The sequence below is a fragment of the Klebsiella sp. HMSC16C06 genome (assembly GCF_001808325.1).
Classification (GTDB): domain Bacteria; phylum Pseudomonadota; class Gammaproteobacteria; order Enterobacterales; family Enterobacteriaceae; genus Klebsiella; species Klebsiella variicola.
In genome coordinates, this window is sequence record NZ_KV793003.1 from 49,902 (window position 1) to 76,522 (window position 26,621).

General features: G+C 59.2%; 25 protein-coding genes. 9 read left to right on the forward strand and 16 right to left on the reverse strand.

The genetic code is table 11. The features are described 5' to 3' along the window. Positions 1-235: 235 nt before the first annotated feature. The 3 genes from treC to treR all read right to left on the reverse strand — a co-directional run bounded on the left by treC (position 236) and on the right by treR (position 4,439). Positions 236-1,891: an alpha,alpha-phosphotrehalase gene (gene treC / locus HMPREF3142_RS13995; RefSeq protein ID WP_008807132.1), complete on the reverse strand. Its 1,656-nt coding sequence runs from the start codon at positions 1,889-1,891 to the stop codon at positions 236-238. Between the two features lie 51 nt (positions 1,892-1,942). After that, positions 1,943-3,361, reverse strand: a complete 1,419-nt coding sequence (treB, locus tag HMPREF3142_RS14000; protein WP_032741413.1) for a PTS trehalose transporter subunit IIBC — start codon at positions 3,359-3,361, stop codon at positions 1,943-1,945. Between the two features lie 130 nt (positions 3,362-3,491). After that, complete coding sequence (gene treR, locus HMPREF3142_RS14005) at positions 3,492-4,439, reverse strand: trehalose operon repressor TreR (protein ID WP_008807130.1); 948 nt, start codon at positions 4,437-4,439, stop codon at positions 3,492-3,494. Positions 4,440-4,618: 179 nt separating this feature from the next. On the opposite strand from treR, the gene mgtL reads away from it, so the two are divergent. After that, positions 4,619-4,672 (forward strand): mgtA regulatory leader peptide MgtL, encoded by a 54-nt coding sequence (gene mgtL / locus HMPREF3142_RS30205; RefSeq protein WP_219340445.1) that lies wholly within the window; start codon positions 4,619-4,621, stop codon positions 4,670-4,672. Between the two features lie 145 nt (positions 4,673-4,817). Further along, positions 4,818-7,526 (forward strand): magnesium-translocating P-type ATPase, encoded by a 2,709-nt coding sequence (mgtA, locus tag HMPREF3142_RS14010; protein ID WP_070612162.1) that lies wholly within the window; start codon positions 4,818-4,820, stop codon positions 7,524-7,526. 72 nt (positions 7,527-7,598) lie between these two features. Here the strand turns inward: mgtA and ridA are convergent, their stop codons facing one another. From ridA to HMPREF3142_RS27935, 5 genes are all read right to left on the reverse strand, one after another. Next, a complete protein-coding gene (gene ridA, locus HMPREF3142_RS14015; RefSeq protein WP_002886926.1) occupies positions 7,599-7,985 on the reverse strand; it encodes a 2-iminobutanoate/2-iminopropanoate deaminase in 387 nt (128 codons plus the stop codon). Between the two features lie 152 nt (positions 7,986-8,137). Further along, the gene (pyrI, locus tag HMPREF3142_RS14020) at positions 8,138-8,599 is read right to left on the reverse strand and encodes an aspartate carbamoyltransferase regulatory subunit (protein ID WP_002886927.1); all 462 of its coding nucleotides are present in this window, start codon (positions 8,597-8,599) and stop codon (positions 8,138-8,140) included. A 13-nt stretch (positions 8,600-8,612) separates the two neighbouring features. Continuing rightward, a complete protein-coding gene (gene pyrB, locus HMPREF3142_RS14025) occupies positions 8,613-9,548 on the reverse strand; it encodes an aspartate carbamoyltransferase (RefSeq protein WP_004206522.1) in 936 nt (311 codons plus the stop codon). A gap of 2 nt (positions 9,549-9,550) precedes the next feature. Continuing rightward, positions 9,551-9,610 carry a pyrBI operon leader peptide gene (locus tag HMPREF3142_RS30210; protein ID WP_227650304.1) on the reverse strand — a complete coding sequence of 20 codons (60 nt, stop codon included), beginning with the start codon at positions 9,608-9,610 and terminating at the stop codon, positions 9,551-9,553. After that, positions 9,585-9,689 (reverse strand): pyrBI operon leader peptide, encoded by a 105-nt coding sequence (locus HMPREF3142_RS27935; protein ID WP_012969080.1) that lies wholly within the window; start codon positions 9,687-9,689, stop codon positions 9,585-9,587. The genes HMPREF3142_RS30210 and HMPREF3142_RS27935 overlap by 26 nt, the downstream gene beginning before the upstream one ends. 194 nt (positions 9,690-9,883) lie before the next feature. Between HMPREF3142_RS27935 and HMPREF3142_RS14030 the strand changes: the two genes are divergently transcribed. Beyond that, complete coding sequence (locus HMPREF3142_RS14030; protein ID WP_008807128.1) at positions 9,884-10,336, forward strand: YhcH/YjgK/YiaL family protein; 453 nt, start codon at positions 9,884-9,886, stop codon at positions 10,334-10,336. A 61-nt stretch (positions 10,337-10,397) separates the two neighbouring features. Here the strand turns inward: HMPREF3142_RS14030 and argF are convergent, their stop codons facing one another. Both argF and argL read right to left on the reverse strand, forming a co-directional pair. Then, positions 10,398-11,402: an ornithine carbamoyltransferase gene (gene argF, locus HMPREF3142_RS14035; RefSeq protein ID WP_012543079.1), complete on the reverse strand. Its 1,005-nt coding sequence runs from the start codon at positions 11,400-11,402 to the stop codon at positions 10,398-10,400. Continuing rightward, positions 11,372-11,467 (reverse strand): putative translational regulatory protein ArgL, encoded by a 96-nt coding sequence (gene argL / locus HMPREF3142_RS30215; protein ID WP_370736902.1) that lies wholly within the window; start codon positions 11,465-11,467, stop codon positions 11,372-11,374. The genes argF and argL overlap by 31 nt, the downstream gene beginning before the upstream one ends. Before the next feature lie 98 nt (positions 11,468-11,565). Between argL and rraB the strand changes: the two genes are divergently transcribed. Further along, a complete protein-coding gene (gene rraB, locus HMPREF3142_RS14040; protein WP_008807126.1) occupies positions 11,566-11,988 on the forward strand; it encodes a ribonuclease E inhibitor RraB in 423 nt (140 codons plus the stop codon). A gap of 49 nt (positions 11,989-12,037) precedes the next feature. Then, positions 12,038-12,802 carry a tRNA isopentenyl-2-thiomethyl-A-37 hydroxylase MiaE gene (gene miaE, locus HMPREF3142_RS14045; protein ID WP_008807125.1) on the forward strand — a complete coding sequence of 255 codons (765 nt, stop codon included), beginning with the start codon at positions 12,038-12,040 and terminating at the stop codon, positions 12,800-12,802. A 283-nt stretch (positions 12,803-13,085) separates the two neighbouring features. Here miaE and HMPREF3142_RS14050 read toward each other — a convergent pair whose 3' ends face one another. The 4 genes from HMPREF3142_RS14050 to pepA form a co-directional block, all read right to left on the reverse strand. After that, complete coding sequence (locus HMPREF3142_RS14050) at positions 13,086-13,589, reverse strand: GNAT family N-acetyltransferase (protein ID WP_008807124.1); 504 nt, start codon at positions 13,587-13,589, stop codon at positions 13,086-13,088. 120 nt (positions 13,590-13,709) lie between these two features. Continuing rightward, complete coding sequence (locus HMPREF3142_RS14055; protein ID WP_070612163.1) at positions 13,710-16,565, reverse strand: valine--tRNA ligase; 2,856 nt, start codon at positions 16,563-16,565, stop codon at positions 13,710-13,712. Continuing rightward, positions 16,565-17,008 carry a DNA polymerase III subunit chi gene (gene holC, locus HMPREF3142_RS14060; protein WP_008807122.1) on the reverse strand — a complete coding sequence of 148 codons (444 nt, stop codon included), beginning with the start codon at positions 17,006-17,008 and terminating at the stop codon, positions 16,565-16,567. The genes HMPREF3142_RS14055 and holC overlap by 1 nt, the downstream gene beginning before the upstream one ends. Positions 17,009-17,129: 121 nt before the next feature. Then, a complete protein-coding gene (pepA, locus tag HMPREF3142_RS14065) occupies positions 17,130-18,641 on the reverse strand; it encodes a leucyl aminopeptidase (RefSeq protein ID WP_008807121.1) in 1,512 nt (503 codons plus the stop codon). 389 nt (positions 18,642-19,030) lie between these two features. Here pepA and lptF point away from each other — a divergent pair, with 389 nt between their 5' ends. Continuing rightward, positions 19,031-20,128 carry an LPS export ABC transporter permease LptF gene (lptF, locus tag HMPREF3142_RS14070; RefSeq protein ID WP_012969078.1) on the forward strand — a complete coding sequence of 366 codons (1,098 nt, stop codon included), beginning with the start codon at positions 19,031-19,033 and terminating at the stop codon, positions 20,126-20,128. Then, positions 20,128-21,210: an LPS export ABC transporter permease LptG gene (gene lptG / locus HMPREF3142_RS14075; protein ID WP_008807120.1), complete on the forward strand. Its 1,083-nt coding sequence runs from the start codon at positions 20,128-20,130 to the stop codon at positions 21,208-21,210. Before lptF ends, lptG begins: the two co-directional genes overlap by 1 nt. Positions 21,211-21,262: 52 nt before the next feature. Here the strand turns inward: lptG and HMPREF3142_RS14080 are convergent, their stop codons facing one another. Together HMPREF3142_RS14080 and HMPREF3142_RS14085 are read right to left on the reverse strand one after the other, a co-directional pair. Next, positions 21,263-22,765, reverse strand: coding sequence for a helicase HerA-like C-terminal domain-containing protein (locus HMPREF3142_RS14080; RefSeq protein WP_008807119.1), 1,503 nt, complete (start codon positions 22,763-22,765; stop codon positions 21,263-21,265). Positions 22,766-22,863: 98 nt separating this feature from the next. Further along, positions 22,864-23,685 carry a TIM barrel protein gene (locus tag HMPREF3142_RS14085; RefSeq protein WP_046622696.1) on the reverse strand — a complete coding sequence of 274 codons (822 nt, stop codon included), beginning with the start codon at positions 23,683-23,685 and terminating at the stop codon, positions 22,864-22,866. A gap of 352 nt (positions 23,686-24,037) precedes the next feature. Between HMPREF3142_RS14085 and HMPREF3142_RS14090 the strand changes: the two genes are divergently transcribed. Together HMPREF3142_RS14090 and iolB are read left to right on the forward strand one after the other, a co-directional pair. Beyond that, positions 24,038-25,543, forward strand: a complete 1,506-nt coding sequence (locus tag HMPREF3142_RS14090; protein WP_004146794.1) for a CoA-acylating methylmalonate-semialdehyde dehydrogenase — start codon at positions 24,038-24,040, stop codon at positions 25,541-25,543. 18 nt (positions 25,544-25,561) lie between these two features. After that, positions 25,562-26,371 carry a 5-deoxy-glucuronate isomerase gene (gene iolB, locus HMPREF3142_RS14095; RefSeq protein WP_004186731.1) on the forward strand — a complete coding sequence of 270 codons (810 nt, stop codon included), beginning with the start codon at positions 25,562-25,564 and terminating at the stop codon, positions 26,369-26,371. Positions 26,372-26,621 lie beyond the last annotated feature (250 nt).

The following is a 26,621-nucleotide window of genomic DNA, read 5'->3' on the forward strand; positions in this document are numbered from 1 at the left end:
TAGACGATTAATACAACATGTAGGGCCGGGACGCATTTTAAGTTCTATATGTAGTGATTTGCATCAAAGATGTTTGCGATTTTATTGACCCAGAACAAGGTAAAAAGGTGAGAGTACGGATGATGGGCGCTGGCGATAAATGTAAATTTATCTGGCTGGAAAATAAGCAAAAATGCCTGGCATCCACCTCCGATGCCAGGCATTACGCTCCGGTTTCTGTCGGGCAAGAAGTACCTTACGCCTGCAGCCACCATACGGCTTCGAACGGCCGCAGCGTCAGACCGGTCGGGCGGGGCGTAGTTTCTGCATAGTTGCTGATGATCATCTTCCAGTCGCCCTGGGCTTCCTCTGGCTGCCAGGTCTGCAGGTCGCGGCTCAGGTTGGCGGCGACCACCAGTGTTTGCCCCTGCCACTGACGGCGATAACACCACAGCGACGGATGGTCCGGCAGGAGATCCTGGTAATCGCCCCAGGTCAGCAGCGGCAGGGTTTTACGCAGCGTAATCAGCTGCTGATAGGCATAAAACACCGAATCGGGGTCCGCCAGCGCCGCCTCAACGTTGATCTCCCGGTAGTTATCGCCAAGGCCGATCCACGGCTCACCGTCGCTGAAGCCGCCGTTCTCCCCGGCGTGCCACGGCATCGGCGTGCGGCTGTTGTCGCGCGACTTACTGGCGAGGATTGCCAGCAGTTCGTCCGGGCTTTGCCCCTGCGCTGCGCGCTCGATAAACATATTGTGGCTTTCGACGTCACGGTAATCGCTGATGCTGCTGAAGTGCGGATTGGTCATGCCGATCTCTTCGCCCTGGTAGATATAGGGCGTGCCCTGCATGCCGTGCAGCACCATCGCCAGCATCTTCGCCGCCGGCACCCGGTACTCGCCTTCGTCGCCAAAGCGCGACACGATGCGCGGCTGATCGTGGTTACACCAGAACAGCGCGTTCCACGCCCGATTGTGCATCCCCTGCTGCCAGTGGCGGAACAGCGCTTTCAGCGCCACATAGTCCGGGCGGGCGAGGGTCCATTTTTCACCGCCGGGATAATCGACCTTTAAATGGTGGAAGTTAAAGGTCATCGACAGCTCGCGGCCGTCCAGCGCGGCGTACTGCTGGCAGTGCTCCAGCGAGGTGGAGGACATCTCGCCGACGGTCATCAGGTTACGGGGAGTAAAGACATCGCGGCTCATCTCCTGCAGGAATTCATGCACCCGCGGGCCGTCAGTGTAGAAGCGGCGGCCATCACCCTCCGCATCGCAGGGGAAGGTCTGGTCTTTCGAGATCAGGTTGACGACGTCGAGGCGCAGACCGTCGACGCCGCGGTCGGCCCAGAATTCGCAGACCTTTTTCAGCTCAGCGCGTACCGCCGGGTTCTCCCAGTTGAGATCCGCCTGTTCAATGGCGAACAGGTGCAGATAATACTGCCCGCTGTCGGCGTGCCACTGCCAGGCGTTGCCGCCAAATTTGGAGCGCCAGTTGTTCGGCAGCGCGTCCGGTTCGCCGTCGCGCCAGATATAGAACTGCCGGTAGGGACTCTCCTTATTCAGCGACTGACGGAACCATTCATGCTCGGTCGAGGTATGGTTCAGTACCATATCCAGCACGATGCGGATACCACGGGCCTTCGCCTCCGCCACCAGGGCGTCAAAGTCGGCCATCGTGCCGTAGGAGGGATCGATAGCGGTGTAGTTCGCCACATCGTAGCCGTTATCCACCTGCGGTGAGACATAGAACGGCGTCAGCCAGATGGCGTCGACCCCAAGCTTCTGCAGATAGTCGAGGCGGGAAGTGACGCCGCGCAGATCGCCGGTACCGCTGCCGGTGGTATCCTGAAAACTCTTCGGATAGATTTGATAAATAACGCCGTTTTGCCACCAGTGGGGAAGATGATTCATAGTGCTTTCCTGCTGCAACGAGGGGCGCCAAAGGCGCCCCGAAAGAAGAAGTTAGACAATCTGCAAGGTGCCCTGACGGTACTTGCGCTGATACACCACGGTGGTCAGGATAATCGGCACCACCACCGCGATAGCCATCGCCATGGCGTACACCTGCCAGTAGGTTGGCTGGATGGAGAGGATGCCCGGCAGGCCGCCGACGCCGATGCCGTTCGCCAGCACGCCGTTCAGGCCGCACAGCAGGCCGGCGAGGCCGGAGCCGATCATCGCGCACAGCATCGGGAAGCGGTACTTCAGGTTGATACCGTACATCGCCGGTTCGGTAACCCCGAGGTAAGCAGAAATTGCCGCCGGCACCGAGATTTCACGTTCATTCTGTTTACGGCTGGCGATGATGATGCCGACCACCGCCGACGCCTGGGCAATGTTCGACAGCGCAATCAGCGGCCACACCGGGGTGCCGCCCATGCTCTGGATCATCTGCATATCGATAGCGAGGGTGGTCTGGTGGACACCGGTAATCACCAGCGGCGCGTAGAGGAAGCCGAACAGCGCGGCGCCGATTGGCGCGAAGCTGCCGGTTAACAGATGGCGTACCGCGAAGGCCACGCCGTCGCCGATCAGGCGGCCGAACGGACCGATAATGGCGTGCGCGAGGAACACCGCGAGGATCAGCGAGCAGACCGGGACAATGACCAGGTAGAGGTAGTCAGGCACGATGCGCTTGAGGCGCGTCTCGATAAAGCCGAGCGTCAGGCCCGCCAGCAAGGCCGGGATCACCTGCGCCTGGTAGCCGACTTTGGCAATCGTAAACAGGCCGAAGTTCCACACCTCCGGCACCTGCTGGCCGAGGAGATAGGCGTTCATCAGCTGCGGGGAAACCAGGGTGACGCCAAGAACGATCCCGAGGATCGGCGTGCCGCCCATCTTCTTCACCGCTGACCAGCAGATCCCCACCGGCAGATAGAAGAAGATCGCCTCGCCAATCAGCCACAGGAAGTCATAGATGGTTTTCAGCGACGGGTGCATCTGAGCCAGCGTCTGGCCGTTGCTCATGGGTAAGTCGCCGATGACGTTACGGAAACCGAGGATCAGACCGCCACTGATTAGCGCCGGCAGCAGCGGGAAGAAGATCTCGGCAAAGTGCGAGATCAACTGCTCATGCCACTTCATATTTTGCCGCGCGGCCTGCTTGACCTGCTCTTTATTGGCGGAGGTCTGGCCGGTGGTAGCCAGCAGGGCCTTGTAGTAATCGCCCACCTCGGTGCCGATGACCACCTGGAACTGACCGGCGTTAGTGAAGCATCCCTTCACCATGCGCAGCTGTTCAATCTCTTTTGGTTTGGCGATGGCCGGGTCGTTCAGCACAAAGCGCAAACGGGTAATACAGTGGCTGACGGTGGCGATGTTGCCGCGCCCGCCCACCAGTTCGATCAGTTTATCGATGTCCTGCTGGTTTACTTTGCTCATGATGAAGCCTCAAAAACAGAGGGGAGAGATGCCGTTTTTACCTTGAGGGCATCCTAACCGTTTCGTTTGCTTTGCAAAATGGGAACGTTCCCGAAACCCGGCGACGATCACATAAATCGTCCGAACGAGATTAATTCAGGGCGGCGGGAATCACGATCTGGCGGGGTTCGACGCTGCCGGCGATCTGCTCGATCAACTGCCGGGCGGCCCGGCGTCCGGACTCGGCATAGCCGGGATCGACGGTCAAGATTTCCGGGTGGAGAAACTTCATTAGCGGCGTGCTACCGACGCTGGCGAGCTGCAGCGCAGCGCGGCCCTGCTGCTGGAGGTACTTGCTGGCGCCGAGGGCGAGGGTATCCGTCGCGCAGACCAGGGCGCTGGTTTCGGCCGTCAGCACGCTGGCGACGGTGTCATACCCCTGCTTCATGCCCAGGCCCGGCAGAGCGGCGGTGGGCGTCAGGCGATGCTTTTTACAGAAAGCGAGGTAGGCGAGATGGCGGCGCTCGCCGGTGGTGACGTCGCTGTGCGGGACGCCAAGAAAACTGATGTGGCGATGTCCGCGATCGTAGAGCCGCTGCATCAGCAGCGTGATGGCGCCTTCGTCGTCATAGCACACCGAGGCGAAACCGGGGGCGTCGCGGGCCATCAGCACCAGCGTATCGCGCCAGGGGGCGAGCATCGCCTCATCAATGCCGGTAAATCCGAACAGCACTACGCCGTCAATATTACGCCGGGCGAGCATGCCGAGATGCTCTTCCACCAGTCCCGGGGAGAACTGACTCTCCATCATAATCGGATCGTAACCCTGTTCATAAAAGGCGGGCAGCATGGTCTGCACGGCAAGGTTTTCCGACAGGGAATCCAGACGGGTGACGATAATCGCCACCACTTTATCGCTCTGGCCGCGCATGGCGCGGGCGGAGCGGGAGGGTGAGAAACCGTGCTGCTGCATCACCGCTTCGACGCGCTCGCGGGTCCGTTCGCTGACCCCGCTCTCGTTGTTAAGGACGCGGGATACCGTCGATTTTCCTACGCCGCTTAAACGCGCAATATCTTTGATGGTCAGCCGGTTCTGCATGCGGAATTCTCGTCAGGGATGGTAGAAGTGAGCCTAATGCTACTCAACCAAACCGCAATGAGCAAAGTCTGGTTTACGTTCGGTTTAGTTGCGCGGGCTTATCATCGCCATAAATGCCACACATGTCTCAACGAGCGCGCTATAATCCGCGCCGTTTATATTCACTTACCGGAGAATTTATGGACCCCGATCCCACTCCTCATCCTCGATGGAGCAACCTTTCTTTCCGGTAAGCCTGTTTAACACTGCTTTACCGGAAAGCGTAAAGCAGTGATGTCCTTGATGTCCCTGCCATAAAAATTACATGCCTGACAGGTAGGCTTTGCTACGCCTGTTGGCGACGCTGCGTTCGCTCGCGCGAGCGCGGAGGGACTGTTTATGTTGAAAAATTATACCCGGCAGCTGTTCGCGCAGCTTAGCCGCCATCTGCCACGCCGTTTGGTCCAGCGCGATCCGCTGCCTGATGCCCGTAACCTGACCAGCGTGCCGATCCCGGACTCGCTCGGCAAGCGCTGCCTGGACGTTGCGGCGATGGATGACCAGGAGATCTGGCGTGCCTTTGACAGCCACCCTGAAGGGCTCAATGAAGGCGAAGTGGCGGCAAAGATCCTCAAACATGGTGACAATCAGATCCCGGCGCAGAAGCCCTCGCCGTGGTGGGTGCATCTGTGGACCTGCTATCGCAACCCGTTCAACCTGCTGCTGACGGTGCTCGGCATCGTCTCCTATTCCACCGAAGATCTGTTCGCCGCGGGCGTTATCGCGCTGATGGTCGGCATCTCGACGCTGCTTAACTTCATCCAGGAAGCGCGCTCGACCAAAGCGGCGGATGCGCTAAAGGCGATGGTCAGCAATACCGCCACGGTGCTGCGGGTGGTGAACGAGCAGGGGGAGAGCCGCTGGCTTGAACTGCCTATCGACCAACTGGTGCCAGGAGATATCGTCAAGCTGTCGGCGGGAGATATGATCCCGGCGGACCTGCGCATTATTCAGGCGCGCGATCTGTTTGTCGCTCAGGCCTCGCTGACCGGCGAATCGCTGCCGGTAGAGAAAGTCGCGCGCAGTCGCGACCCGCTGCAGCAGAACCCGCTGGAATGCGACACCCTGTGCTTTATGGGGACCAACGTGGTGAGCGGCTCGGCGCAGGCTATCGTCTACGCCACCGGCGGCAACACCTGGTTTGGCCAGCTGGCCGGGCGCGTCAGCGAGCAGGAAAGCGAGCCGAACGCCTTCCAGAAAGGCATCAGCCGGGTCAGCATGCTGCTGATCCGCTTTATGCTGGTGATGGCCCCGGTGGTGCTGTTGATTAATGGCTACACCAAAGGCGACTGGTGGGAAGCGGCGCTGTTTGCACTGTCGGTGGCGGTCGGCCTGACGCCGGAGATGCTGCCGATGATCGTCACCTCGACGCTGGCGCGCGGGGCGGTGAAGCTGTCGAAACAAAAAGTGATCGTCAAACACCTCGACGCCATTCAGAACTTTGGCGCGATGGATATTCTCTGCACCGATAAAACCGGCACCCTGACTCAGGACAAGATCGTGCTGGAGAACCACACCGATGTCTCCGGTAAGTCCAGCGAGAGAGTGCTGCATACCGCCTGGCTCAACAGCCATTACCAGACCGGGCTGAAAAACCTGCTCGATACCGCGGTGCTGGAAGGCGTGGAGCTGGAGGCCGCCCGCGGCCTCGCGGAGCGCTGGCAGAAGGTGGATGAGATCCCGTTCGACTTCGAACGCCGCCGCATGTCGGTGGTGGTGAAAGAGCAGGGCGACGCGCATCAGCTGATCTGTAAAGGGGCGTTGCAGGAGATCCTTAACGTCTCGACCCAGGTGCGCTACAACGGCGAAATCGTACCGCTGGACGACACCATGCTGCGCCGCATCCGCCGGGTCACCGATACCCTGAACCGTCAGGGACTGCGGGTGGTGGCGGTGGCAACCAAATACCTGCCGGCGCGCGAGGGCGATTACCAGCGCGCCGATGAATCCGACCTGATCCTCGAAGGCTACATCGCCTTCCTCGATCCGCCGAAAGAGACCACCGCCCCGGCGCTGAAGGCGCTGAAGGCCAGCGGCATCACGGTGAAAATCCTCACCGGCGATAGCGAACTGGTGGCGGCGAAGGTGTGCCATGAAGTGGGGCTGGATGCGGGCGAAGTGGTGATTGGCAGCCAGATTGAAGCCATGAGCGACGATGACCTGGCGGCGCTGGCGAAGCGCACCACTTTGTTTGCGCGTCTGGCGCCGCTGCATAAAGAGCGTATCGTGACGCTGCTGAAACGCGAAGGTCACGTGGTGGGCTTTATGGGCGATGGCATCAACGACGCCCCGGCGTTACGCGCGGCGGATATTGGCATCTCGGTTGATGGCGCGGTGGATATCGCCCGCGAGGCGGCGGATATCATTCTGCTGGAAAAAAGCCTGATGGTGCTGGAGGAGGGGGTGATCGAAGGCCGCCGCACCTTCGCCAACATGCTCAAGTACATCAAAATGACCGCCAGCTCCAACTTCGGTAACGTCTTTAGCGTGCTGGTGGCCAGCGCCTTCCTGCCGTTTCTGCCGATGCTGCCGCTGCACCTGTTGATTCAGAACCTGCTGTACGATGTCTCCCAGGTGGCGATCCCGTTTGATAACGTCGATGATGAGCAGATCCGTAAACCGCAGCGCTGGAACCCGACCGATCTCGGGCGCTTTATGGTCTTCTTCGGACCGATCAGCTCGATTTTCGATATCCTCACCTTCGGCCTGATGTGGTGGGTGTTCCACGCCAATACCGTGGAGATGCAGACTCTGTTCCAGTCCGGCTGGTTTATTGAAGGGCTGCTGTCGCAGACGCTGATTGTGCACATGATCCGCACCCGGCGCATTCCGTTCGTTCAGAGCCGCGCCGCGTGGCCGCTGTTCGCCATGACTCTGGTGGTGATGGCCGTGGGCATTGCCCTGCCGTTCTCGCCGCTGGCGGGCTACCTGCAGCTGCAGGCGCTGCCGCTCAGCTACTTCCCGTGGCTGGTGGTGATCCTGGCGGGCTATATGGTGCTGACCCAGACCGTTAAAGGTTTCTATAGCCGTCGCTACGGCTGGCAGTGAAGGGCGCATTTTCGGATGAGCCACGTAAAAAAGGCAGCCACTGGCTGCCTTTTTTTCTGCCAACCAAAGCGATCAGCGACGCACGGCGATGGCTTCGATCTCGATCTTCACGTCTTTCGGCAGACGAGCGACTTCCACACAGGAGCGCGCCGGGAAGGTGGCATTGTGCTCGGTGAAGAACGCTTCGTAGGTGGCGTTAACGGTAGCGAAATCGTTGAGGTCTTTGACGAATACGGTGGTCTTGACGATGTCGCCGACGGTGAGGCCAGCGGCTTCAACGATCGCTTTCACGTTGTTCAGCGACTGACGCGCCTGCGCGGACACGTCTTCCGGGACGCTGCCGGTTTTCGGGTCGACCGGGATCTGGCCAGAGGTGATGATCATGCTGCCCAGATCAACGCCCTGAACGTATGGGCCAATCGCTGCTGGTGCATTTTCCGTCGCAATAGTTTTGCTCATGTTATCTCCAGATGAACTGAGTAATGTTACGCAAAATCATTCAGGTTGCCGCCAGAGGGTAAGCGCTGTGCCGCCGGCGCAGACGCCGCCTGAAGGACGAAGCGTAGGGTGGTAGCCATTATAGGGAGGCCTACCACCAATACCAACCGCATTTAGTTGGCCAGCACCACATAATGAGAAAACTCTTTTTCACAGTATTTGCATTTGAGTGCGATGTCATCAGCGCGTTTTTTCACTGCAAAACTGGAAGAAACCGGTTCGGCGTGGCTGATACAGTTGCTGTTCGGGCAGACCAGCACGCTGTCAATGCGATCCGGCAGGCTCGGGCGGGATTTGCCCACCACTTCGTAATCATCAATGCGGTTTACCGTCGCCTGCGGGGCGTACAGCGACAGCTGGTTAACCTGCTCGTCGGTCAGGAAGGTGTTCTCGATTTTAATCAAATCCTTGCGGCCCATCTCGCCGGAGGGCAGGTTCAGGCCGATGGTGATACGCTGGTCGGTTTCGGTCAGTTTGAACAGGGTGAGCAGCTTAAAGCCGACCTGCGCCGGGATATGGTCGATCACGGTGCCGCGTTTAATGGCTTCTACTTGCAGTTTATTGTCGTGTGTCATCTCTCATTCCCCCTTACAGTGCCAGCTCGCTATTCAGTACCAGTGCCAGTAACGCCTGGCGGGCGAAGATGCCGTTACCGGCCTGCTGGAAGTACCAGGCGTGCGGTGTTTTATCGACATCGGTGGTGATTTCGTCAATGCGCGGCAGCGGGTGCAGCACCTTCATGTTGGCGCGCGCCCCTTCGAGGTCGGCGGCGCGCAGGACGAACTGCGCTTTCACGTTGGCGTATTCCGACGGATCCAGACGCTCTTTCTGCACGCGGGTCATGTACAGAATATCCACTTCCGCCATCACGTCGTCGATGGCGCTATGCAGGCTCCAGGCGATACCTTTTTCATCCAGCATATCGAGGATGTACTGCGGCATGGCCAGCGCGTCCGGGGCGATAAAGTAGAAGCGGTTGCCGCTGAATTTGGCCAGCGCCTGGGTCAGGGAGTGGACGGTACGGCCATACTTCAGATCGCCGACCATCGCCACGTTGAGGTTTTCGAGGCGGCCCTGGGTCTCCTGGATGGTGAACAGGTCGAGCAGGGTTTGGGTCGGGTGCTGGTTAGCGCCGTCGCCAGCGTTCAGTACCGGCACGCCGCCGGAGAATTCGGTCGCCAGGCGCGCGGCGCCCTCCTGCGGATGACGCATCACGATGGCGTCAACGTAGGTGCTGATGACGGAGATGGTATCCGCCAGGGTTTCCCCTTTTTTGCCCAGCGAGGTATTGGCGCTGTCAGAAAAGCCGACCACGCTGGCGCCCAGGCGGTGCATCGAGGTTTCAAAAGAGAGACGGGTACGGGTGGAGGCTTCAAAGAAACAGCTGGCGATAACCTTATGCTTCAGCAGCTCGGGTTGCGGATTGGCTTTCAGCTTTGCCGCCGTCGCCAGCACCAGTTCGAGGTCTTCGCGGCTGAGATCGTTTATGGAAATGATATGTTTTTGATATAGCGGGTTAGCCATGCTTATCTCCTGACGCCTGGGCAAAAAAAAAGCCCCTTAAATAAGGGGCTTCGGGAATCCAATGAGCAACGGAAAGAAAAACGCCAGGCCAGCGTCTGCGTTCAGACGCGCTAAGACAGAATGTCGTACGCAATTGGCCATGCTTCCTCCCGGCAAAACGACTGGCATTATACGCAGACCGTTATGACGATCAAGCGATTCATTCACAAACAGGTAATCGTTTGCCTACAGAAAAGTGCGCCAGCGCAAAGAACGGTGAAACTGTACTGGTATGGCAGTGGCGATGGGGGTATAAAGTTATAAAATGAAATGCTGTTTTATATTCGAGGTAAGTGATGATTATTGGCAATATCCACCATCTGCAGCCATGGCTGCCTGCCGCGCTGCGCGAGGCCATTGAGCACGTCATCGCCCATGTCAGCGAGGCGACGCCGCTGGGTAAACACGATATCGACGGCAATAACCTGTTTTATCTGATTTCCGAAGACACCACCGAGCCGCAGGCCGCGCGCCGCGCGGAATACCATGCCCGCTATCTCGATATTCAGATTGTGCTCCGCGGCATCGAGGGGATGACCTTCAGTACCTTGCCGGCTGGAGAGCCGCAGACCGACTGGCTGGCGGAGAAAGACATCGCTTTTCTTGCCGAAGGCCAGCAGGAGAAAACGGTGATCCTCAACGAAGGGGATTTTGTGGTGTTTTATCCCGGCGAAGTGCATAAACCGCTGTGCGCCGTAGGCGCCCCGGCGAAGGTGCGCAAAGCGGTAGTGAAGATGCTGATGGCGTAAAATGGCGAGCCATATCCCGGATAAGCGCCGTGCTATCCGGGATGTGGCCACACGCGAAGGACTACTTGCTCAGCGTCGCCACCATCACCGCTTTGATGGTGTGCATCCGGTTTTCCGCCTGATCGAAAACCACGCTCGCCGCCGACTCAAACACCTCGTCAGTCACTTCCATACCGCCGTGCAGGCCGTAATCGGCGGCCATCTGTTTGCCCAACGTGGTCTGGTCGTCATGGAATGCCGGCAGGCAGTGGAGGAACTTGACCTGCGGATTGCCGGTCAGCGCCAGCATCGCGCTGTTAACCTGATAGTCGCGGAGCAGGGCGATACGTTCGGCCCATTTTTCCTTCGCCTCGCCCATCGAGACCCAGACGTCGGTATAGATAAAATCGGCGCCTTTCACTCCTGCGGCGATATCTTCCGTCAGGGTGATGTTGCCGCCCTGCTGTTTGGCCAGCGCGGTACAGGTCTCCACCAGCTGAGACTCCGGCCAGCAGGCCGATGGCGCTACCAGGCGCAGATCCAGACCGGTCAGCGCTGCGGCTTCCAGCATCGAATTGCCCATGTTGTTGCGCGCGTCGCCGGCGTAGACCAGCGTCATCTGGTTAAAGGCTTTGCCCGGCAGGTGCTCTTTCATGGTCAGCAGGTCCGCCAGCAACTGGGTGGGGTGGAACTCGTTGGTGAGGCCGTTCCACACCGGCACGCCGGCGTATTGCGCCAGGGTCTCCACCACCTCCTGGCCGTGGCCGCGATACTGAATGCCATCGTACATCCGCCCGAGCACGCGGGCGGTGTCTTTGATCGACTCTTTATGGCCAATCTGGCTGCCGCTTGGCCCCAGATAGGTCACGCGGGCGCCCTGATCGTATGCGGCAACTTCGAAAGAGCATCGTGTACGGGTTGAGTCTTTTTCGAAGATGAGCGCGATGTTTTTCCCTGCCAGTTTCTGGACTTCGATACCGTTTTTCTTATCGGCTTTGAGCTTTGCCGCCAGCTCGAGCAGGGCGGTGATTTCTGCAGGCGTAAAATCGAGTAACTTTAAAAAATGCTTCTGGTAAAACGCAGACATGGTTCCCTCACCTGGCATAGGCCACTAATTGAATTAAAATTCAATTTATATGTATGAATATTCATTTGCAAGTCTGTGATCGAAATCTTTCACTGAGAAGTGGAGGCAATGACGGCGGTATGTGACAATAGGGACAAATGCCGCACATTATGAGGAACGAGCCATGGCAAACCCGGAACACCTGGAAGAACAGCGTGAAGAGACGCGTCTGATTATCGAAGAGCTGCTGGAGGATGGCAGCGATCCGGACGCACTGTACACGATTGAGCATCACCTCTCTGCAGACGATTTCGAAACCCTGGAGAAAGTGGCGGTGGAAGCGTTCAAGCTGGGCTATGAAGTGACCGAGCCCGAAGAGCTGGAAGTGGAAGAGGGTGACATGGTCATCTGCTGCGATATTCTCAGCGAATGCGCGCTGAACGCAGACCTGATCGATGCCCAGGTGGAACAGCTGATGACGCTGGCAGAAAAATATGACGTCGAGTATGACGGTTGGGGTACCTATTATGAGGACCCGAACGGTGAAGAAGACGGCGACGATGACGAAGATTTTGTCGATGAAGACGACGATGGTGTTCGCCACTAAGCTGCAGATGGATACGGCGGCGCCTGCCGCCGTATAGCAAGGAACTTCCATGGATTACCCGCAGATACTCTCCCCGATTATCAATTTCCTGCACTGCCCGACGCCGCAGGCGTGGATTGACGAAGCCCGCAAGCCGGAAAACCTGCCGCTGCTGCTGACCGACCATATGGTGTGCGAACTGAAAGCGGCGCAGAACGCCATGCTGCTGGTGCGTCGCTACGTCGCGGATAAAGCCGACGCCGACGAGCTGCTGGCCTGCCTGAAGCCGTATGAAGACTTCACCTACCGCTGGGGGCCGGAGCCGGATTTCGTCGCCCTGCATAAGCGGATCAACAAAAGCGCCATGCCGCAGACCGACGACCCGTGGGGCCGCCAGTTGCTGGACAGCATGATTTTGCTGATTAAAGAGGAGCTACATCACTTCTGGCAGGTGCGGGAGATGATGCTGGCGCGTGATATTCCCTACGTCAAAATCACCGCCAGCAACTATGCCCGTGGCATGCGGCGGGAGGTGCGTTCGCACGAGCCGGTGATGCTGATCGATAAGTTGATCTGCGGCGCTTATATCGAGGCCCGCTCCTGCGAACGCTTTGCGGCGCTGGCGCCGTGGCTGGATGACGATCTGCAGAAGTTTTATCTGTCGCTGCTGCGCTCCGAGGCGCGTCACTATCAGGACTATCTGGATCTGGCGCAGAAGATTGCCGGAGACGATATTAGCGAGCGGGTGCGCCAGCTCGGCGAGGCGGAAGCGGCGCTGATCCTCAGGCCGGAGGCCGAGTTCCGCTTTCACAGCGGTGTGCCGGTGGCGGCGTAACCCTCGGTATTCGGGCCCTGCAGCCCCGGTAGCCACTAACACTGGCAGTTTCAGTAGCCCTGGGGAAAGAGATAGCGTTGAGAGCTTCAGCCCGCAATGGTACGAGCCGTAGGTCGGGTAAGGCGTTAGCCGCCACCCAACAAAAAAACGGCACCGCGAGCACGGGTAAGGTGCAAGGGGTTCCATCCGGGACATACCCCGGCTTGCGCTACGCTTAGCCGGGCTACCGAACTGTAGCCCCGGTAAGCGTAGCGCTACCGGGGACGCCTGCGATATCGAGGCGCTACAGCGTTTTCAGCATCCGCACTTCACAGTCAACGTGGCCGGTGCAACCCAGCGGCCCGTCAATGTGCTCAAAGCCAAGATGTTCATATAAGCCGATCGCCTCCGTCAGGAAGGCGGTAGTTTCCAGATAGCAGCGTTTAAAGCCCTGCTCGCGGGCGTAGTCCAGCGCCAGCAGCGCCAGCTTCTTCGCCAGCCCCTGACCGCGCGCGCTGGTCATAAAATACATTTTCTGTAGCTCGCAGATATCCGGCTCGCTGCAGGCGAGGGGGGCGACGCCACCGCCGCCAACCACTTCGCCCTCTTTCTCCACCACCCAATAGGCAGAGCCCGGCTGGCTGTACAGCTCATACAGTTCATCGAGATTCGGGTCGGCGACCGTATAGCCTTTATCGGCGGTCAGGCCATATTCAGCCGAGACCTGGCGGATGACCCTGGCGATGGCGGCATTGTCTGCCGCCGTAATGCGACGCAGCAACGTCGCCGCGGGGACGCTCGTATTCATACAATGACTCATTACCCAAAAAAGACGAATGATGATGTTAATAACATCGCGGCAGGGGAGAGCGCAAGCGAGGATGTTTCATAAAAAACGCCCCTTGCCGGGTGGCAAGGGGCGGGAGGATCACAGCGCGGCGATCACCGCCTGCTGCTCAATCAGCTTCGCTTTCGCTTCCGCGTAGCCTTCCAGCTTCTCGCGCTCTTTAGCGATCACCGCTTCTGGCGCGCGGGCGACAAAACCTTCGTTGGACAGCTTGCTTTGGATGCGGCCAATTTCACCTTCGATTTTGGCCACTTCTTTCGCCAGACGCGCCAGCTCATCTTCTTTATTGATGAGGCCCGCCATCGGGATCAGCAGCTCGGCACCGTCGATAATCTTGGTCACGGAGACCGGACCTTTATCATCGGCAGGCAGCACGGTAATGCTTTCCAGACGCGCCAGGTTCAGCAGGAAGCTGCGGTTGTCGTTCACACGACGCTCGGCCTCTTTGCTGCAGCCGCGCAGCAGCAGTTCCAGCGGTTTGCCCGGGGCGATGTTCATTTCCGCACGGATGTTACGCACGGCGACGATCGCCTGTTTCAGCCATTCGGTATCGGCCAGCGCCGCTTCATCGACCTGAGAAGCATCGTACTGCGGGAACGGCTGCAGCATGATGGTGTCGGCGGTGATACCGCAGATCGCTTTCACGCGCTGCCAGATGGTCTCGGTGATGAACGGAATGATCGGATGCGCCAGGCGCAGCAGACCTTCCAGCACGGTCACCAGCGTATGGCGAGTCCCGCGCAGCTCCGCTTCGCTGCCACCGTTCATCACCGGCTTGGTCAGCTCCAGGTACCAGTCGCAGAACTGGTTCCAGGTGAACTCGTACAGGATGCCGGCGGCGATATCGAAGCGGAAGTTATCCAGCGCTTCGCGATACGCTTTCACGGTGTGGTTGAATTCCGCGAGGATCCAGCGGTCGGCCAGGGAGAGCACCATTTCGCCGCCGTTGAAGCCACAATCCTGATCTTCGGTATTCATCAGTACGAAGCGGCTGGCGTTCCACAGCTTGTTACAGAAGTTACGGTAACCTTCCAGACGCTTCATATCCCAGTTGATGTCGCGGCCGGTAGAGGCCAGCGCTGCCAGGGTGAAGCGCAGGGCGTCGGTGCCGTGCGGCTCGATGCCGTTCGGGAACTGTTTCTCGGTGCGCTTACGGATTTTTTCCGCCAGCTGCGGCTGCATCATGTTGCCGGTACGTTTCTCCAGCAGCTCCGGCAGGGTAATGCCGTCAACCATATCCAGCGGGTCGATAACGTTACCCTTGGATTTGGACATCTTCTGGCCTTCGTCATCGCGGATCAGACCGGTCATGTAGACGGTCTTAAACGGTACCTGCGGCTTGCCGTTTTCATCTTTGATGAAGTGCATGGTCATCATGATCATGCGGGCGATCCAGAAGAAGATGATGTCGAAGCCGGACACCATCACGCTGGTCGGGTGGAACTGACGCAGGGCGTCGGTGTTTTCCGGCCAGCCGAGGGTGGAGAAGGTCCACAGCGCGGAGGAGAACCAGGTATCGAGAACGTCTTCATCCTGACGCAGGGCAACGTCCGTACCGAGTTTGTTTTCCTGACGCACTTCGTCTTCGCTACGGCCCACGTAGACGTTGCCGTCGTTGTCATACCATGCCGGGATGCGGTGACCCCACCACAGCTGACGGGAGATACACCAGTCCTGAATATCGCGCATCCAGGAGAAGTACATGTTTTCGTACTGCTTCGGCACGAACTGAATGTCGCCATTCTCAACGGCTTCCACCGCCGGCTTGGCCAGCACGTCCGCACGCACGTACCACTGGTCGGTGAGCATCGGTTCGATAACCACGCCGCCGCGATCGCCGTAAGGGACGGTCAGATCGTGCGGTTTGATCTCTTCCAGCAGGCCGAGGGCGTCAACCGCCGCGACGACGGCTTTACGCGCCGCGAAGCGTTCCAGTTTCTGGAACTCCGCCGGGATCTCGCTGGAGTAGACGTCGGATTCATTGCCTTTGGTGTCGTAGACTTCCGCGCTTTCGCGGATGTCGCCGTCAAAGGTCAGGATGTTGATCATCGGCAGCTGATGACGACGACCCACTTCGTAGTCGTTAAAGTCGTGCGCCGGGGTGATCTTCACGCAGCCGGTGCCTTTTTCCATGTCGGCGTGTTCGTCGCCCACGATCGGGATGCGACGGTTAACCAGCGGCAGCACCACGAATTTGCCAATCAAATCTTTGTAACGCGGATCTTCCGGGTTGACGGCCACGCCGGTATCGCCCAGCAGGGTTTCCGGACGGGTGGTGGCGACCACCAGGTAATCTTTACCGTCAGCGGTTTTCGCGCCATCGGCCAGCGGGTAGCGGATGTGCCACATGGAACCTTTCGATTCGCGGTTTTCCACTTCGAGGTCGGAAATGGCGGTGCGCAGTTTCGGGTCCCAGTTAACCAGGCGTTTACCGCGGTAGATCAGATCTTCTTTGTACAGGCGAACAAAGACTTCTTTCACGGCATTGGAAAGCCCCTCGTCCATGGTGAAGCGCTCGCGCTCCCAGTCCACGGAGTTGCCGAGGCGGCGCATCTGGCGGGTAATGGTGCCGCCGGATTCCGCTTTCCACTGCCAGATTTTGTCGATGAAGGCATCGCGGCCGTAGTCGTGACGGGTTTTCCCTTCTTCCGCGGCAATCTTACGCTCAACCACCATCTGGGTGGCGATACCCGCGTGGTCGGTACCGGCCTGCCACAGGGTGTTTTTGCCCTGCATGCGCTGGTAGCGAATCATGGTATCCATGATGGTTTGCTGGAAGGCATGACCCATATGCAAACTGCCGGTGACGTTCGGCGGCGGGATCATGATGCAGAAGCTCTCCTGGCTTTCATCACCATTCGGTTTGAAATAGCCCTGCTTTTCCCAGTGCTCGTAAAGCGGCTGTTCGATATCTTGTGGGTTGTATGTCTTTTCCATTATTTCCAGGTTGCCGTGTTCAGGTTGAAACCAGCCATGCGGTACGCTTTATAGCGTTCGCGCGCCAGTTGTTTCAGATTTTCTTCGTAAGGGACAAAGTCTATCACTTCTGTGAAAGCGGTGGCAAAATCTGCAAAGTTAAGCCGCAGACTGATCAGAATGTCCCGCGGGCTGCTGTTGCGTTTCTGCGGCCAGGCAATCTCCACTGGCGCACCGCCTCTCGGGCCTTCGCCCGCCAGATTATGCGGCACAAAGCTCTCCGGCGGCCGCGACCACAGCGCCTCGTCGAGGCGAATCGCCTGCTGCTCATCTTCACAGGCGATCAGGACGCGCTTGCCGTTGCGCCAACGTTCTGCGGCAATGTCACACACCAGCTGCTCGACGGCGCTCAGGCCTTCGACGGTGTTTTCGTTGTCCAGAAGGTAGAACGTTGCATTCTTCATATATGGGGCTTCTTGTCGTGGATTTAAATGCAAAGCCGGGTGGCGCTACGCTTACCCGGCCTACAAACGGCATCTTTCCGTAGGCCCGGTAAGCGTAGCGCCACCGGGCATCAGACGGCAATCACTCTTCGCCGTTAAAACCCGCACGATTGAGCAGGAACTGCGACAGCAGGGCGACCGGACGACCGGTGGCGCCTTTGGCCTTACCGGAACGCCAGGCGGTACCGGCGATGTCGAGGTGCGCCCAGTTGTACTTACGGGTAAAGCGCGACAGGAAGCAGCCGGCGGTAATTGCGCCGCCAGGACGGCCGCCGATATTCGCCATATCGGCAAAGTTGGATTCCAGCTGGTCCTGGAACTCATCGGCCAGCGGCAGACGCCATGCGCGGTCGCCCGCCAGTTCAGAGGCGCCGATCAGCTCATGGGCCAGCGGGTTATGGTTCGACATCAGGCCGGTGATGTGATGGCCGAGGGCAATCACGCAGGCGCCGGTCAGCGTCGCGACGTCGATAACCGCTTCCGGTTCGAAACGCTCAACGTAGGTCAGGACGTCGCACAGCACCAGGCGGCCTTCGGCGTCGGTGTTCAGGACTTCCACCGTCTGGCCGGACATGGTGGTCAGGACGTCACCCGGACGATAGGCGCGACCGCCAGGCATGTTTTCACAGCCCGCCAGCACGCCGATGACGTTCAGCGGCAGCTGCAGCTCGGCAACCATCCGCATCACGCCGTACACCGCCGCGGCGCCGCACATGTCGTACTTCATCTCGTCCATGCCTTCGGCAGGCTTGATGGAGATGCCGCCAGAGTCGAAGGTCAGGCCTTTACCGACCAGCACGATAGGGCGCGCGTCCTCAGACGGGTTGCCTTTATACTCGATGACCGACATCAGCGACTCGTTCTGCGAGCCGTTGCCGACGGCGAGATAGGAGTTCATCCCCAGCTCGCGCATCTGCTGTTCGCCGATCACGCGGGTAATGACGTTCTTGCTGTAGGTATCGGCCAGCTGACGCGCCTGGGAAGCCAGATAGGCGGCGTTACAGATGTTCGGCGGCATGTTGCCAAGATCTTTCGCCGCTTTGATGCCAGCGGCGATCGCCAGGCCATGCTGAATGGCGCGTTCGCCGCTGGTCAGCTCGCGACGGGTCGGCACGTTAAAGACCATTTTACGCAGCGGGCGACGCGGCTCGCTTTTGTTGGTCTTCAACTGATCGAAGCTGTACAGCGTCTCTTTGGCGGTTTCAACGGCCTGGCGAACTTTCCAGTAGTTGTTGCGGCCCTTGACGTGCAGCTCGGTCAGGAAGCAGACGGCTTCCATTGAACCGGTATCATTCAGGGTATTGATGGTTTTCTGGATGACCTGCTTATACTGACGTTCATCCAGCTCGCGCTCTTTGCCGCAGCCAATCAGCAGAATGCGCTCAGACAGAATGTTTGGCACATGGTGCAGCAATAACGTCTGGCCAGGTTTGCCTTCCAGCTCGCCGCGACGCAGCAGGGCGCTGATGTAGCCGTCGCTGATTTTATCGAGTTGTTCGGCGATGGGGGAGAGGCGACGTGGTTCAAAGACGCCGACCACGATACAGGCGCTCCGTTGCTTCTCCGGGCTACCGCTTTTTACACTGAACTCCATGCACTATGCTCCTGAATCTTAAAGACAACAGTGGTGGCTACGGCTATACTCGTCGCCTTTCAAGTTGCAGATGCGCCGGCTGCGCCTGCTTACCTGATGCGGGCCTAACGCGCGCGCCAGGGGTCACAGCCCTGCTGCCTTCTTACAACTCGAAATCCATTGAGTATATAATTGCAAGCTTTCGTAACTCATGTCCGCTGTTGCGGTGACTTCGTGTTAATCTTAACGTTATTAAGGCCTGGGTTCGTCAGAAAAGATCCTGACATGCAGAACCGATGAGTCATTTAATCTTAGCGATGTTTTCAACGACCAAAGAGAATAAATGACGTTTAAGCCATGAAACAAGCAATTTTCCTGCAATAAAACGGGTTTTTACGGGCGTATTTATAGTGATAATCATAAGATATCTGGTTCGTGAGACGCTGAAAAGCCAGTTGGCGATCCTATTCATCCTGTTACTGATTTTCTTTTGTCAGAAATTAGTCAGGATCCTCGGCGCCGCGGTGGATGGCGATATCCCAACCAATCTGGTGCTCTCGCTGTTGGGGCTCGGCATCCCGGAGATGGCGCAGCTTATCCTGCCGTTAAGTTTGTTCCTTGGCCTGCTAATGACCCTGGGCAAGCTGTACACCGAAAGTGAAATTACGGTGATGCACGCCTGCGGTCTGAGCAAAGCCGTGCTGATCAAGGCGGCGATGATCCTCGCGCTGTTCACCGGCGCGGTGGCGGCGGTCAACGTCATGTGGGCGGGGCCGTGGTCGTCGCGCCATCAGGACGAAGTGCTGGCCGAAGCCAAAGCCAACCCCGGCATGGCGGCGCTGGCCCAGGGCCAGTTCCAGCAGGCCAGCGATGGTAACGCGGTGATGTTTATCGAGAGCGTCAACGGCAACCGCTTCCATGACGTCTTCCTTGCCCAGCTGCGTCCGAAAGGCAATGCGCGTCCCTCGGTGGTGGTGGCGGATTCCGGCGAGCTGTCGCAGCAGAAAGACGGCTCGCAGGTGGTGACCCTCAACAAGGGCACCCGCTTTGAAGGCACCGCGATGCTGCGCGATTTCCGCATTACCGACTTCAATAACTATCAGGCCATTATCGGCCACCAGGCAGTGACCTCCGATCCGGACGACACCGAACAGATGGATATGCGCACTCTGTGGCAGACCCATACCGACCGCGCCCGTGCCGAACTGCACTGGCGCTTCACGCTGGTGGCGACCGTCTTCATTATGGCGCTGATGGTGGTGCCGCTCAGCGTGGTGAACCCGCGTCAGGGGCGCGTGCTGTCGATGCTGCCGGCGATGCTGCTTTACCTGGTGTTCTTCCTGCTGCAAACGTCGATTAAGTCGAACGGCGGCAAAGGCAAAATGGACCCGGCTATCTGGATGTGGGCGATTAACCTGCTCTATTTTGCGCTGGCGGTGCTGTTAAACCTGTGGGACACGGTGCCGATGCGCCGCTTCCGCGCCCGTTTTAATAAAGGAGCGGCCTGATGCAGGCGTTTGGCGTACTTGACCGTTATATCGGTAAGACGATTTTCAACACCATCATGATGACCCTGTTCATGCTGGTGTCGCTCTCCGGCATTATCAAGTTTGTCGATCAGCTGAAAAAGTCCGGGCAGGGTAGTTACGATGCGCTGGGCGCTGGTCTCTACACCATCCTCAGCGTGCCGAAGGACATCCAGATCTTCTTCCCGATGGCGGCGCTGCTTGGCGCGTTGCTGGGGCTGGGGATGCTGGCCCAACGCAGCGAGCTGGTGGTGATGCAGGCATCCGGTTTCACCCGGCTGCAGGTGGCGCTGGCGGTAATGAAAACTGCGATCCCGCTGGTGCTGCTGACCATGGCGATCGGCGAGTGGGTGGCGCCCCAGGGCGAGCAAATGGCGCGCAACTACCGCGCCCAGCAGATGTACGGCGGTTCGCTGCTGTCGACTCAGCAAGGGCTGTGGGCGAAAGATGGCCACAACTTTGTCTATATCGAACGCGTGAAAGGCAACGATGAGCTGGGGGGCGTCAGCATCTATGCCTTCAATCCGGAGCGTCGTTTAGAGTCGGTGCGCTATGCCGCCTCGGCAAAGTTCGATAGTGAAAATAAAGTGTGGCGCCTGTCGCAGGTGGATGAATCCAACCTGACCGATCCAAAGCAGGTGACCGGGTCGCAGATGGTGAGCGGTACCTGGAAAACCAACCTGACGCCGGATAAGCTCGGCGTGGTTGCCCTGGATCCGGATGCGCTGTCGATCAGTGGTCTGCACAACTATGTGAAATACCTGAAGTCCAGCGGCCAGGATCCGGGACGCTACCAGCTCAATATGTGGAGCAAAATCTTCCAGCCGCTGTCGGTGGCGGTGATGATGCTGATGGCGCTGTCGTTTATCTTTGGTCCGCTGCGTAGCGTGCCGATGGGCGTGCGGGTGGTGACGGGGATTAGCTTCGGCTTTATCTTCTACGTGCTGGACCAGATTTTCGGCCCGCTGACCCTGGTATATGGCATACCGCCGATCATCGGCGCGCTGTTGCCGAGCGCCAGCTTCTTCCTGATAAGCCTTTGGCTGATGATGCGCAAGGCCTAGCGGGTTAAGCCCGGAACGTATAAGCCCCCTCAACGATGAGGGGGCTTTTTTTTTAGCGCTTGCGTCCGCCCAGCAGGCTGCCCAGCATGCCGCGGACGATCTGATTGGTGACCTGGCGAACCGCGCTTTTCGCCGCGGTCTGCACGATACCGTCGCGTTTGCCGCCGCGCGGGCCGGTGCTGCCGAACAGAATATCTTTCAGGCCGCCGAGTAGCCCATCGTCATCGCCGCTCTGCTGGCCCTTCGCCGGCGGAGCCGACTGCTGCCCGGTGGCGACCTGCACCCCTTGCTGCAGCATCTCAAAGGCCGACTCGCGGTCCACCTCCTCCTCATACTTGCCGTACAGCGGCGAGTGATTCAGCAGGCCATTGCGCTCGTCATCGCTGACCGGACCCATTCGCGAGCAGGGGGCGATAACCATCGCCCGCTCGACCACCGACGGACTGCCTTTCTCATCGAGGAAGGAGATCAGCGCCTCGCCGGTGCCCAGCTCCTGGATCGCCTGCTCGGTACTGAAGGCCGGATTGGCGCGCATGGTCTGGGCGGCGGTTTTCACCGCCTTCTGGTCCTTCGGCGTAAAGGCGCGCAGGGCATGCTGCACGCGGTTGCCCAGCTGGCCGAGCACGGCGTCGGGAATATCCGCCGGGTTCTGCGAGACAAAGTAGACGCCGACACCCTTGGAGCGGATGAGGCGGATCACCTGTTCGATTTTATCCAGCAGTACCTGCGGCGCGTCGTTGAACAGCAGATGCGCCTCATCGAAGAAGAACACCAGCTTCGGTTTTTCGAGGTCGCCAGCTTCCGGCAGGCGCTCGTAGAGTTCGGAGAGCATCCACAGCAGGCTGGCGGCATAGAGCTTCGGCATCTGATAGAGTTTTTCGGCGCTGAGGATATTGATCACCCCTTTACCACTGGCATCGACGCGCATCCAGTCGGCAATATCCAGCATCGGCTCGCCGAAGAAGTGCTCGGCGCCCTGCTGCTCCAGGGTTAACAGCCCGCGCTGGATGGCGCCGATCGAGGCGCTGCTGATATTGCCGTACTGATTCTGGAACGCTTTGGCGTTGTCGCCGATAAACTGGGTGATGGCGCGGAGGTCTTTGAAGTCGAGCAGCAGCAGGCCGCGGTCGTCCGCGATGCGAAAAATAATGTTCAGCACGCCGCTCTGCACCTCGTTGAGATTGAGCAGGCGCGCCAGCAGCAGGGGGCCAAGATCGGAGACCGTCGCCCGAACCGGGTGACCCTTCTCGCCAAAGATATCCCAGAGCACCACCGGGTTGGCGTGCGGCTCCCAGTCGCTGACGCCGATCTTCTCCAGCCGCGCCTGCAGTTTCTCTGAGCTCTGCCCCGCGGCGGCAATGCCGGTCAGGTCGCCCTTGACGTCCGCCATAAATACCGGCACGCCAATCTCCGAGAACGACTCAGCCAGCTTTTGCAGGGTGACGGTTTTACCGGTGCCAGTCGCACCGGTGATCAGCCCATGGCGGTTGGCCATCGCGGGCAGCAAATACAGCGCGTTATCCAGCGTGCGCGCAATCAACAAGGGTGAGCTCATGATCGATTCCTCCATTTATCCTGCGACGATTATAGGCAACCTCGTCGTCCGGCGTTGGGGAAATTGTCACGCGCCGCGCATGCTGCCCAGAGCAGTCTTCAGGCGCAGTGGCGCTGGATAAGCGCGATGCTCTGCTCAATTTCGCGCTCGATATCCGTTTCGCTCCACTGCGCCAGTTCGGGCGCGAAGGGCTCAAAAGCGTATACCCCTTGATAGCCGCGGGCTTCCAGCGCTTTAACCTGCTCGCAGGTGCCGAGACGATCCTGCTGGGTTAGCATGATGCGCTCGGCATCGGTGAGCTGCTCGCGCGGACGGGTATCGTCCACCCCGGAAAGGTGCACCAGACCGATGTCCGCCACCTCCACCTGGCTGAACTCGTCCGCCGCCTGGGGGTAGAGATGGTGATGGAAGGTGTCGATCAGCAGCTTAAACGGCACGCGGGCGTCATGGATCAGCGTCTGCGCCTGGTGCGCAGAGCGCAGCGAGCTTTGTGGGAAGCCCAGCGGCTCCACCAGGCCGTGGATGCCATAGAACGCAAACAGCGGCGACAGATCGCGCAGGGCGCTCAGGGTTTCGCTGGCCGGCACTTCGCTGCCGTCGTTGAGCGGACAGAGTACCAGCGATTTGGCGCCGATGGCCTGGGCCTCTTTCAGCAGCGATTCGGTCAGCTGCCGCACCTCTTCGCTACGACGGTTAAAGGGGTAGACTGCGTTAATCGTCAGGATCTCGATGTGGTAGCGCGCCGCCAGCTCGCGCACCTGCTGATGGCTCAGATCGTCGGTCACTTTTCCGCTGGGTAAATCGTTGCGTAGCTCAACCTTATTCAGGCCCAGACGGTTCACCAGACGGAAAAACGCTTCAATGCTGAGCGCTGGCGCGATTTTGCGGTTAATACAAAAACGTTGCATTGCGATGGCCATAGGACACTCCTGACGGAAGAGGGGGTAGGTTCGTTCAATTGGCTAACAGTCAAAACGTTTATTCCAAAATTAGCAAGAATGGAAATGATGAATGTTTGAGCTGTCTCGCAAAATATCACCGGCCCCGACTGCGGGAGCGACAGCAGCAGGAAGCCGGGCGTCTTGAGGCGACGAGGCGGGATGCGGGAAGCACACAGGCAATCCGTCGGCGCAAAATGCGACTGTTATCACCAAAATGAAATTTCATTTCACGACAATGTTGAAATATAAATTTCATTTTACTACGGTTATAGCACAGCAGAATCAGCGACGGGCCGGTGTGCGCTGGCCCCCTTCACTATGAGGCGAGAACATGACGATCACAGGAAACTTTATTGGCGGGAAAACCGTTATTAGCAGCAGCAACGAAACGATGCCGGTATACGACCCGGCGACGGGCAAAGCGGTGCGCGAAGTCACGGTGTCAACCGCGCAGGAAGTCTCCGAGGCGATTCAGGTTGCTCGCGATGCGTTTGACAGCTGGTCCCGTACCACGCCGCTGCGCCGCGCCCGCGTGCTGTTCAACTTCAAAATGTTGCTGGAGCAGCACGTGGAAGAGCTGGCGGGGATCATCGTCAGCGAGCACGGCAAAGTGTGGTCGGATGCGCTGGGCGAGCTGACCCGCGGCATGGAAGTGGTCGAATTCGCCTGCGGGATCCCGCACCTGATTAAAGGCGAATACTCCTCTGACGTCGGCACCGGCGTCGACAGCTATTCGCTGATGCAGCCCCTGGGCGTAGTGGCCGGGATCACCCCGTTCAACTTCCCGGCGATGGTGCCGATGTGGATGTTCCCGCTGGCGCTGGCCTGCGGCAACAGTTTCGTCCTCAAGCCGCCGGCGCTGGCGCCGACGGCCGCCGTGCGTCTGGCAGAGCTGCTGAAAGAGGCCGGTCTGCCGGACGGCGTGTTTAACGTCGTGCACTGCAGCAATGAAGATGCTGAGCAGCTGTACACTGACCCGCGTATTGCGGCGGTGAGCTTCGTCGGCTCCTCCGGCGTGGCGGAGTATATCTACAAGACCGCCAGCGCCCACGGCAAGCGCGTACAGGCCTTCGGCGCCGCCAAGAACCACGCGATTGTGATGCCGGATGCCGATCTCGACGCCACCGTTAACGCCATTATGGGCGGCGCTTTTGGCTCCGCAGGCGAGCGCTGCATGGCGCTGCCGGTGGTGGTGGCGGTGGGAGATGAAACCGCCGACAAACTGATCGCCCGCCTGAAGCCGCTGGTGGAAGCGCTGAAAGTAGGCCCGGGCTGCATGCGCGGCCAGGAAGAGAACGAGATGGGACCGGTGGTGTCTGATACCCACCAGAAAAAAGTGCTCGGCTATATTGATAAAGGCGAAAGCGAAGGGGCAAAACTGGTGGTCGATGGCCGCAAACTGCGCGTGCCGGGTTACGACGCGGGCTATTATGTCGGCGGCACCCTGTTCGATCACGTCACCCCGGAGATGACCATCTGGCGCGAAGAGATCTTTGGCCCAGTGCTGGGGATTGTGCGCGCGGCGGACTATGACAGCGCCCTTGAGCTGGTCAACAGCCACGAGTTTGGCAACGGCAGCGCCGTTTTCACCAGCAACGGCCACACCGCGCGTGAATTCGTCCACGACGTGCAGGCGGGGATGGTTGGGGTGAACGTGCCGGTCCCGGTGCCGATGGCGTTCCACAGCTTCGGCGGCTGGAAGCGCTCGGTGTTTGGCGCGTTGAACGTCCACGGGCCGGACGGCGTGCGCTTCTACACGCGCATGAAGACCGCCACCGTACGCTGGCCGGCAGGGCAGCAGACCGTATCTGAATTCAGCATGCCGACATTAGGTTAATCGGCGAAGGAGAGCGCCATGTCGTTACTGGCTAAATCGCGAAAAGAGGGACAGATCCAGCATATTACGCCGCAAAGCGCCGGTTGGCGCTATATCGGCTTTGATGTCTGGATGTTGAAAAAAGGGCAGACTGTGACGCTGGAGAGCGGCGATCGCGAGCTGTGCCTGGTGCTGGTCGCCGGGCTGGCATCGGTGAAAACGCAGCATGCCGATTTCCCGAATCTCGGTAAACGGATGTCGCCGTTTGAACGCACCCCGCCGTGGTCGGTCTACGTCCCGCCGCAGGATAAAGTCGAGGTAACCGCCGATTCCGATCTGGAGCTGGCGGTATGCAGCGCGCCGGGCAAAGGCCGCTTCCCGGCACGCCTCATTCGGCCGGAAGACGTCGGCGTAGAGCATCGCGGGAAAGGGCGCAACCAGCGCCGGGTGCATAATATTCTGCCGGACAGCGCCGAGGCGGACTGCCTGCTGGTGGTGGAAGTGTACACCGACGAGGGGGCCACCAGTTCGTGGCCATCGCATAAGCATGATACCGCCCAGCCGGGCAAAGAGACGCAGCTGGAAGAGACCTACTACCACCGCTTCGATCCGCCGCAGGGCTTTGCCTTCCAGCGGGTCTACACCGACGACCGTAGCCTGGACGCCTGTATGGCGCCCTACAACCACGATGTGGTGATGGTGCCGCGTGGTTACCACCCGGTGGCGGCGATTGCCGGTTACGACAGCTACTATCTGAACGTGATGGCCGGGCCGGATCGGAAATGGTTGTTCACCTGGGAAGATGACCACGCCTGGATCAACACGCCGGAGTACCCGCGCCACGACTGACGCGCGGTGCAGAAGCGGATACAAAAGGCCGGTTAGCGATGCTAACCGGCCTTCTTGTTTGAGGGCGGCAGGTGTTTTTTAGCGAAACGCTCCGCGGAATCCCACTTCCACGCCCGGCAAGCGCAGCGCCGCCGGGGAGGACACCTCCGGCACTGTACCCGTCTTGTGCCGGATGGCGCTACGCTTATCCGGCCTACGGTTCGTGCGACCTGCCGTTAATTTATTCACCATTCTTGCTGAAACTGCCGGT

Coding starts and splice junctions, on each gene's coding strand:
- iolB (WP_004186731.1), top strand. CDS start 25,562: ATGTCGTTACTGGCTAAATCGCGAAAAGAGGGACAGATCCAGCATATT.
- HMPREF3142_RS14030 (WP_008807128.1), top strand. CDS start 9,884: ATGATTATTGGCAATATCCACCATCTGCAGCCATGGCTGCCTGCCGCG.
- lptG (WP_008807120.1), top strand. CDS start 20,128: ATGCAGGCGTTTGGCGTACTTGACCGTTATATCGGTAAGACGATTTTC.
- pyrB (WP_004206522.1), bottom strand. CDS start 9,548: ATGGCTAACCCGCTATATCAAAAACATATCATTTCCATAAACGATCTC.
- HMPREF3142_RS14050 (WP_008807124.1), bottom strand. CDS start 13,589: ATGAATACGAGCGTCCCCGCGGCGACGTTGCTGCGTCGCATTACGGCG.
- treB (WP_032741413.1), bottom strand. CDS start 3,361: ATGAGCAAAGTAAACCAGCAGGACATCGATAAACTGATCGAACTGGTG.
- rraB (WP_008807126.1), top strand. CDS start 11,566: ATGGCAAACCCGGAACACCTGGAAGAACAGCGTGAAGAGACGCGTCTG.
- argL (WP_370736902.1), bottom strand. CDS start 11,467: ATGAATATTCATACATATAAATTGAATTTTAATTCAATTAGTGGCCTA.
- HMPREF3142_RS14055 (WP_070612163.1), bottom strand. CDS start 16,565: ATGGAAAAGACATACAACCCACAAGATATCGAACAGCCGCTTTACGAG.
- mgtA (WP_070612162.1), top strand. CDS start 4,818: ATGTTGAAAAATTATACCCGGCAGCTGTTCGCGCAGCTTAGCCGCCAT.
- treC (WP_008807132.1), bottom strand. CDS start 1,891: ATGAATCATCTTCCCCACTGGTGGCAAAACGGCGTTATTTATCAAATC.
- HMPREF3142_RS14080 (WP_008807119.1), bottom strand. CDS start 22,765: ATGAGCTCACCCTTGTTGATTGCGCGCACGCTGGATAACGCGCTGTAT.
- HMPREF3142_RS14085 (WP_046622696.1), bottom strand. CDS start 23,685: ATGGCCATCGCAATGCAACGTTTTTGTATTAACCGCAAAATCGCGCCA.
- ridA (WP_002886926.1), bottom strand. CDS start 7,985: ATGAGCAAAACTATTGCGACGGAAAATGCACCAGCAGCGATTGGCCCA.
- HMPREF3142_RS14090 (WP_004146794.1), top strand. CDS start 24,038: ATGACGATCACAGGAAACTTTATTGGCGGGAAAACCGTTATTAGCAGC.
- holC (WP_008807122.1), bottom strand. CDS start 17,008: ATGAAGAATGCAACGTTCTACCTTCTGGACAACGAAAACACCGTCGAA.
- miaE (WP_008807125.1), top strand. CDS start 12,038: ATGGATTACCCGCAGATACTCTCCCCGATTATCAATTTCCTGCACTGC.
- pepA (WP_008807121.1), bottom strand. CDS start 18,641: ATGGAGTTCAGTGTAAAAAGCGGTAGCCCGGAGAAGCAACGGAGCGCC.
- argF (WP_012543079.1), bottom strand. CDS start 11,402: ATGTCTGCGTTTTACCAGAAGCATTTTTTAAAGTTACTCGATTTTACG.
- treR (WP_008807130.1), bottom strand. CDS start 4,439: ATGCAGAACCGGCTGACCATCAAAGATATTGCGCGTTTAAGCGGCGTA.
- pyrI (WP_002886927.1), bottom strand. CDS start 8,599: ATGACACACGACAATAAACTGCAAGTAGAAGCCATTAAACGCGGCACC.
- HMPREF3142_RS27935 (WP_012969080.1), bottom strand. CDS start 9,689: ATGGCCAATTGCGTACGACATTCTGTCTTAGCGCGTCTGAACGCAGAC.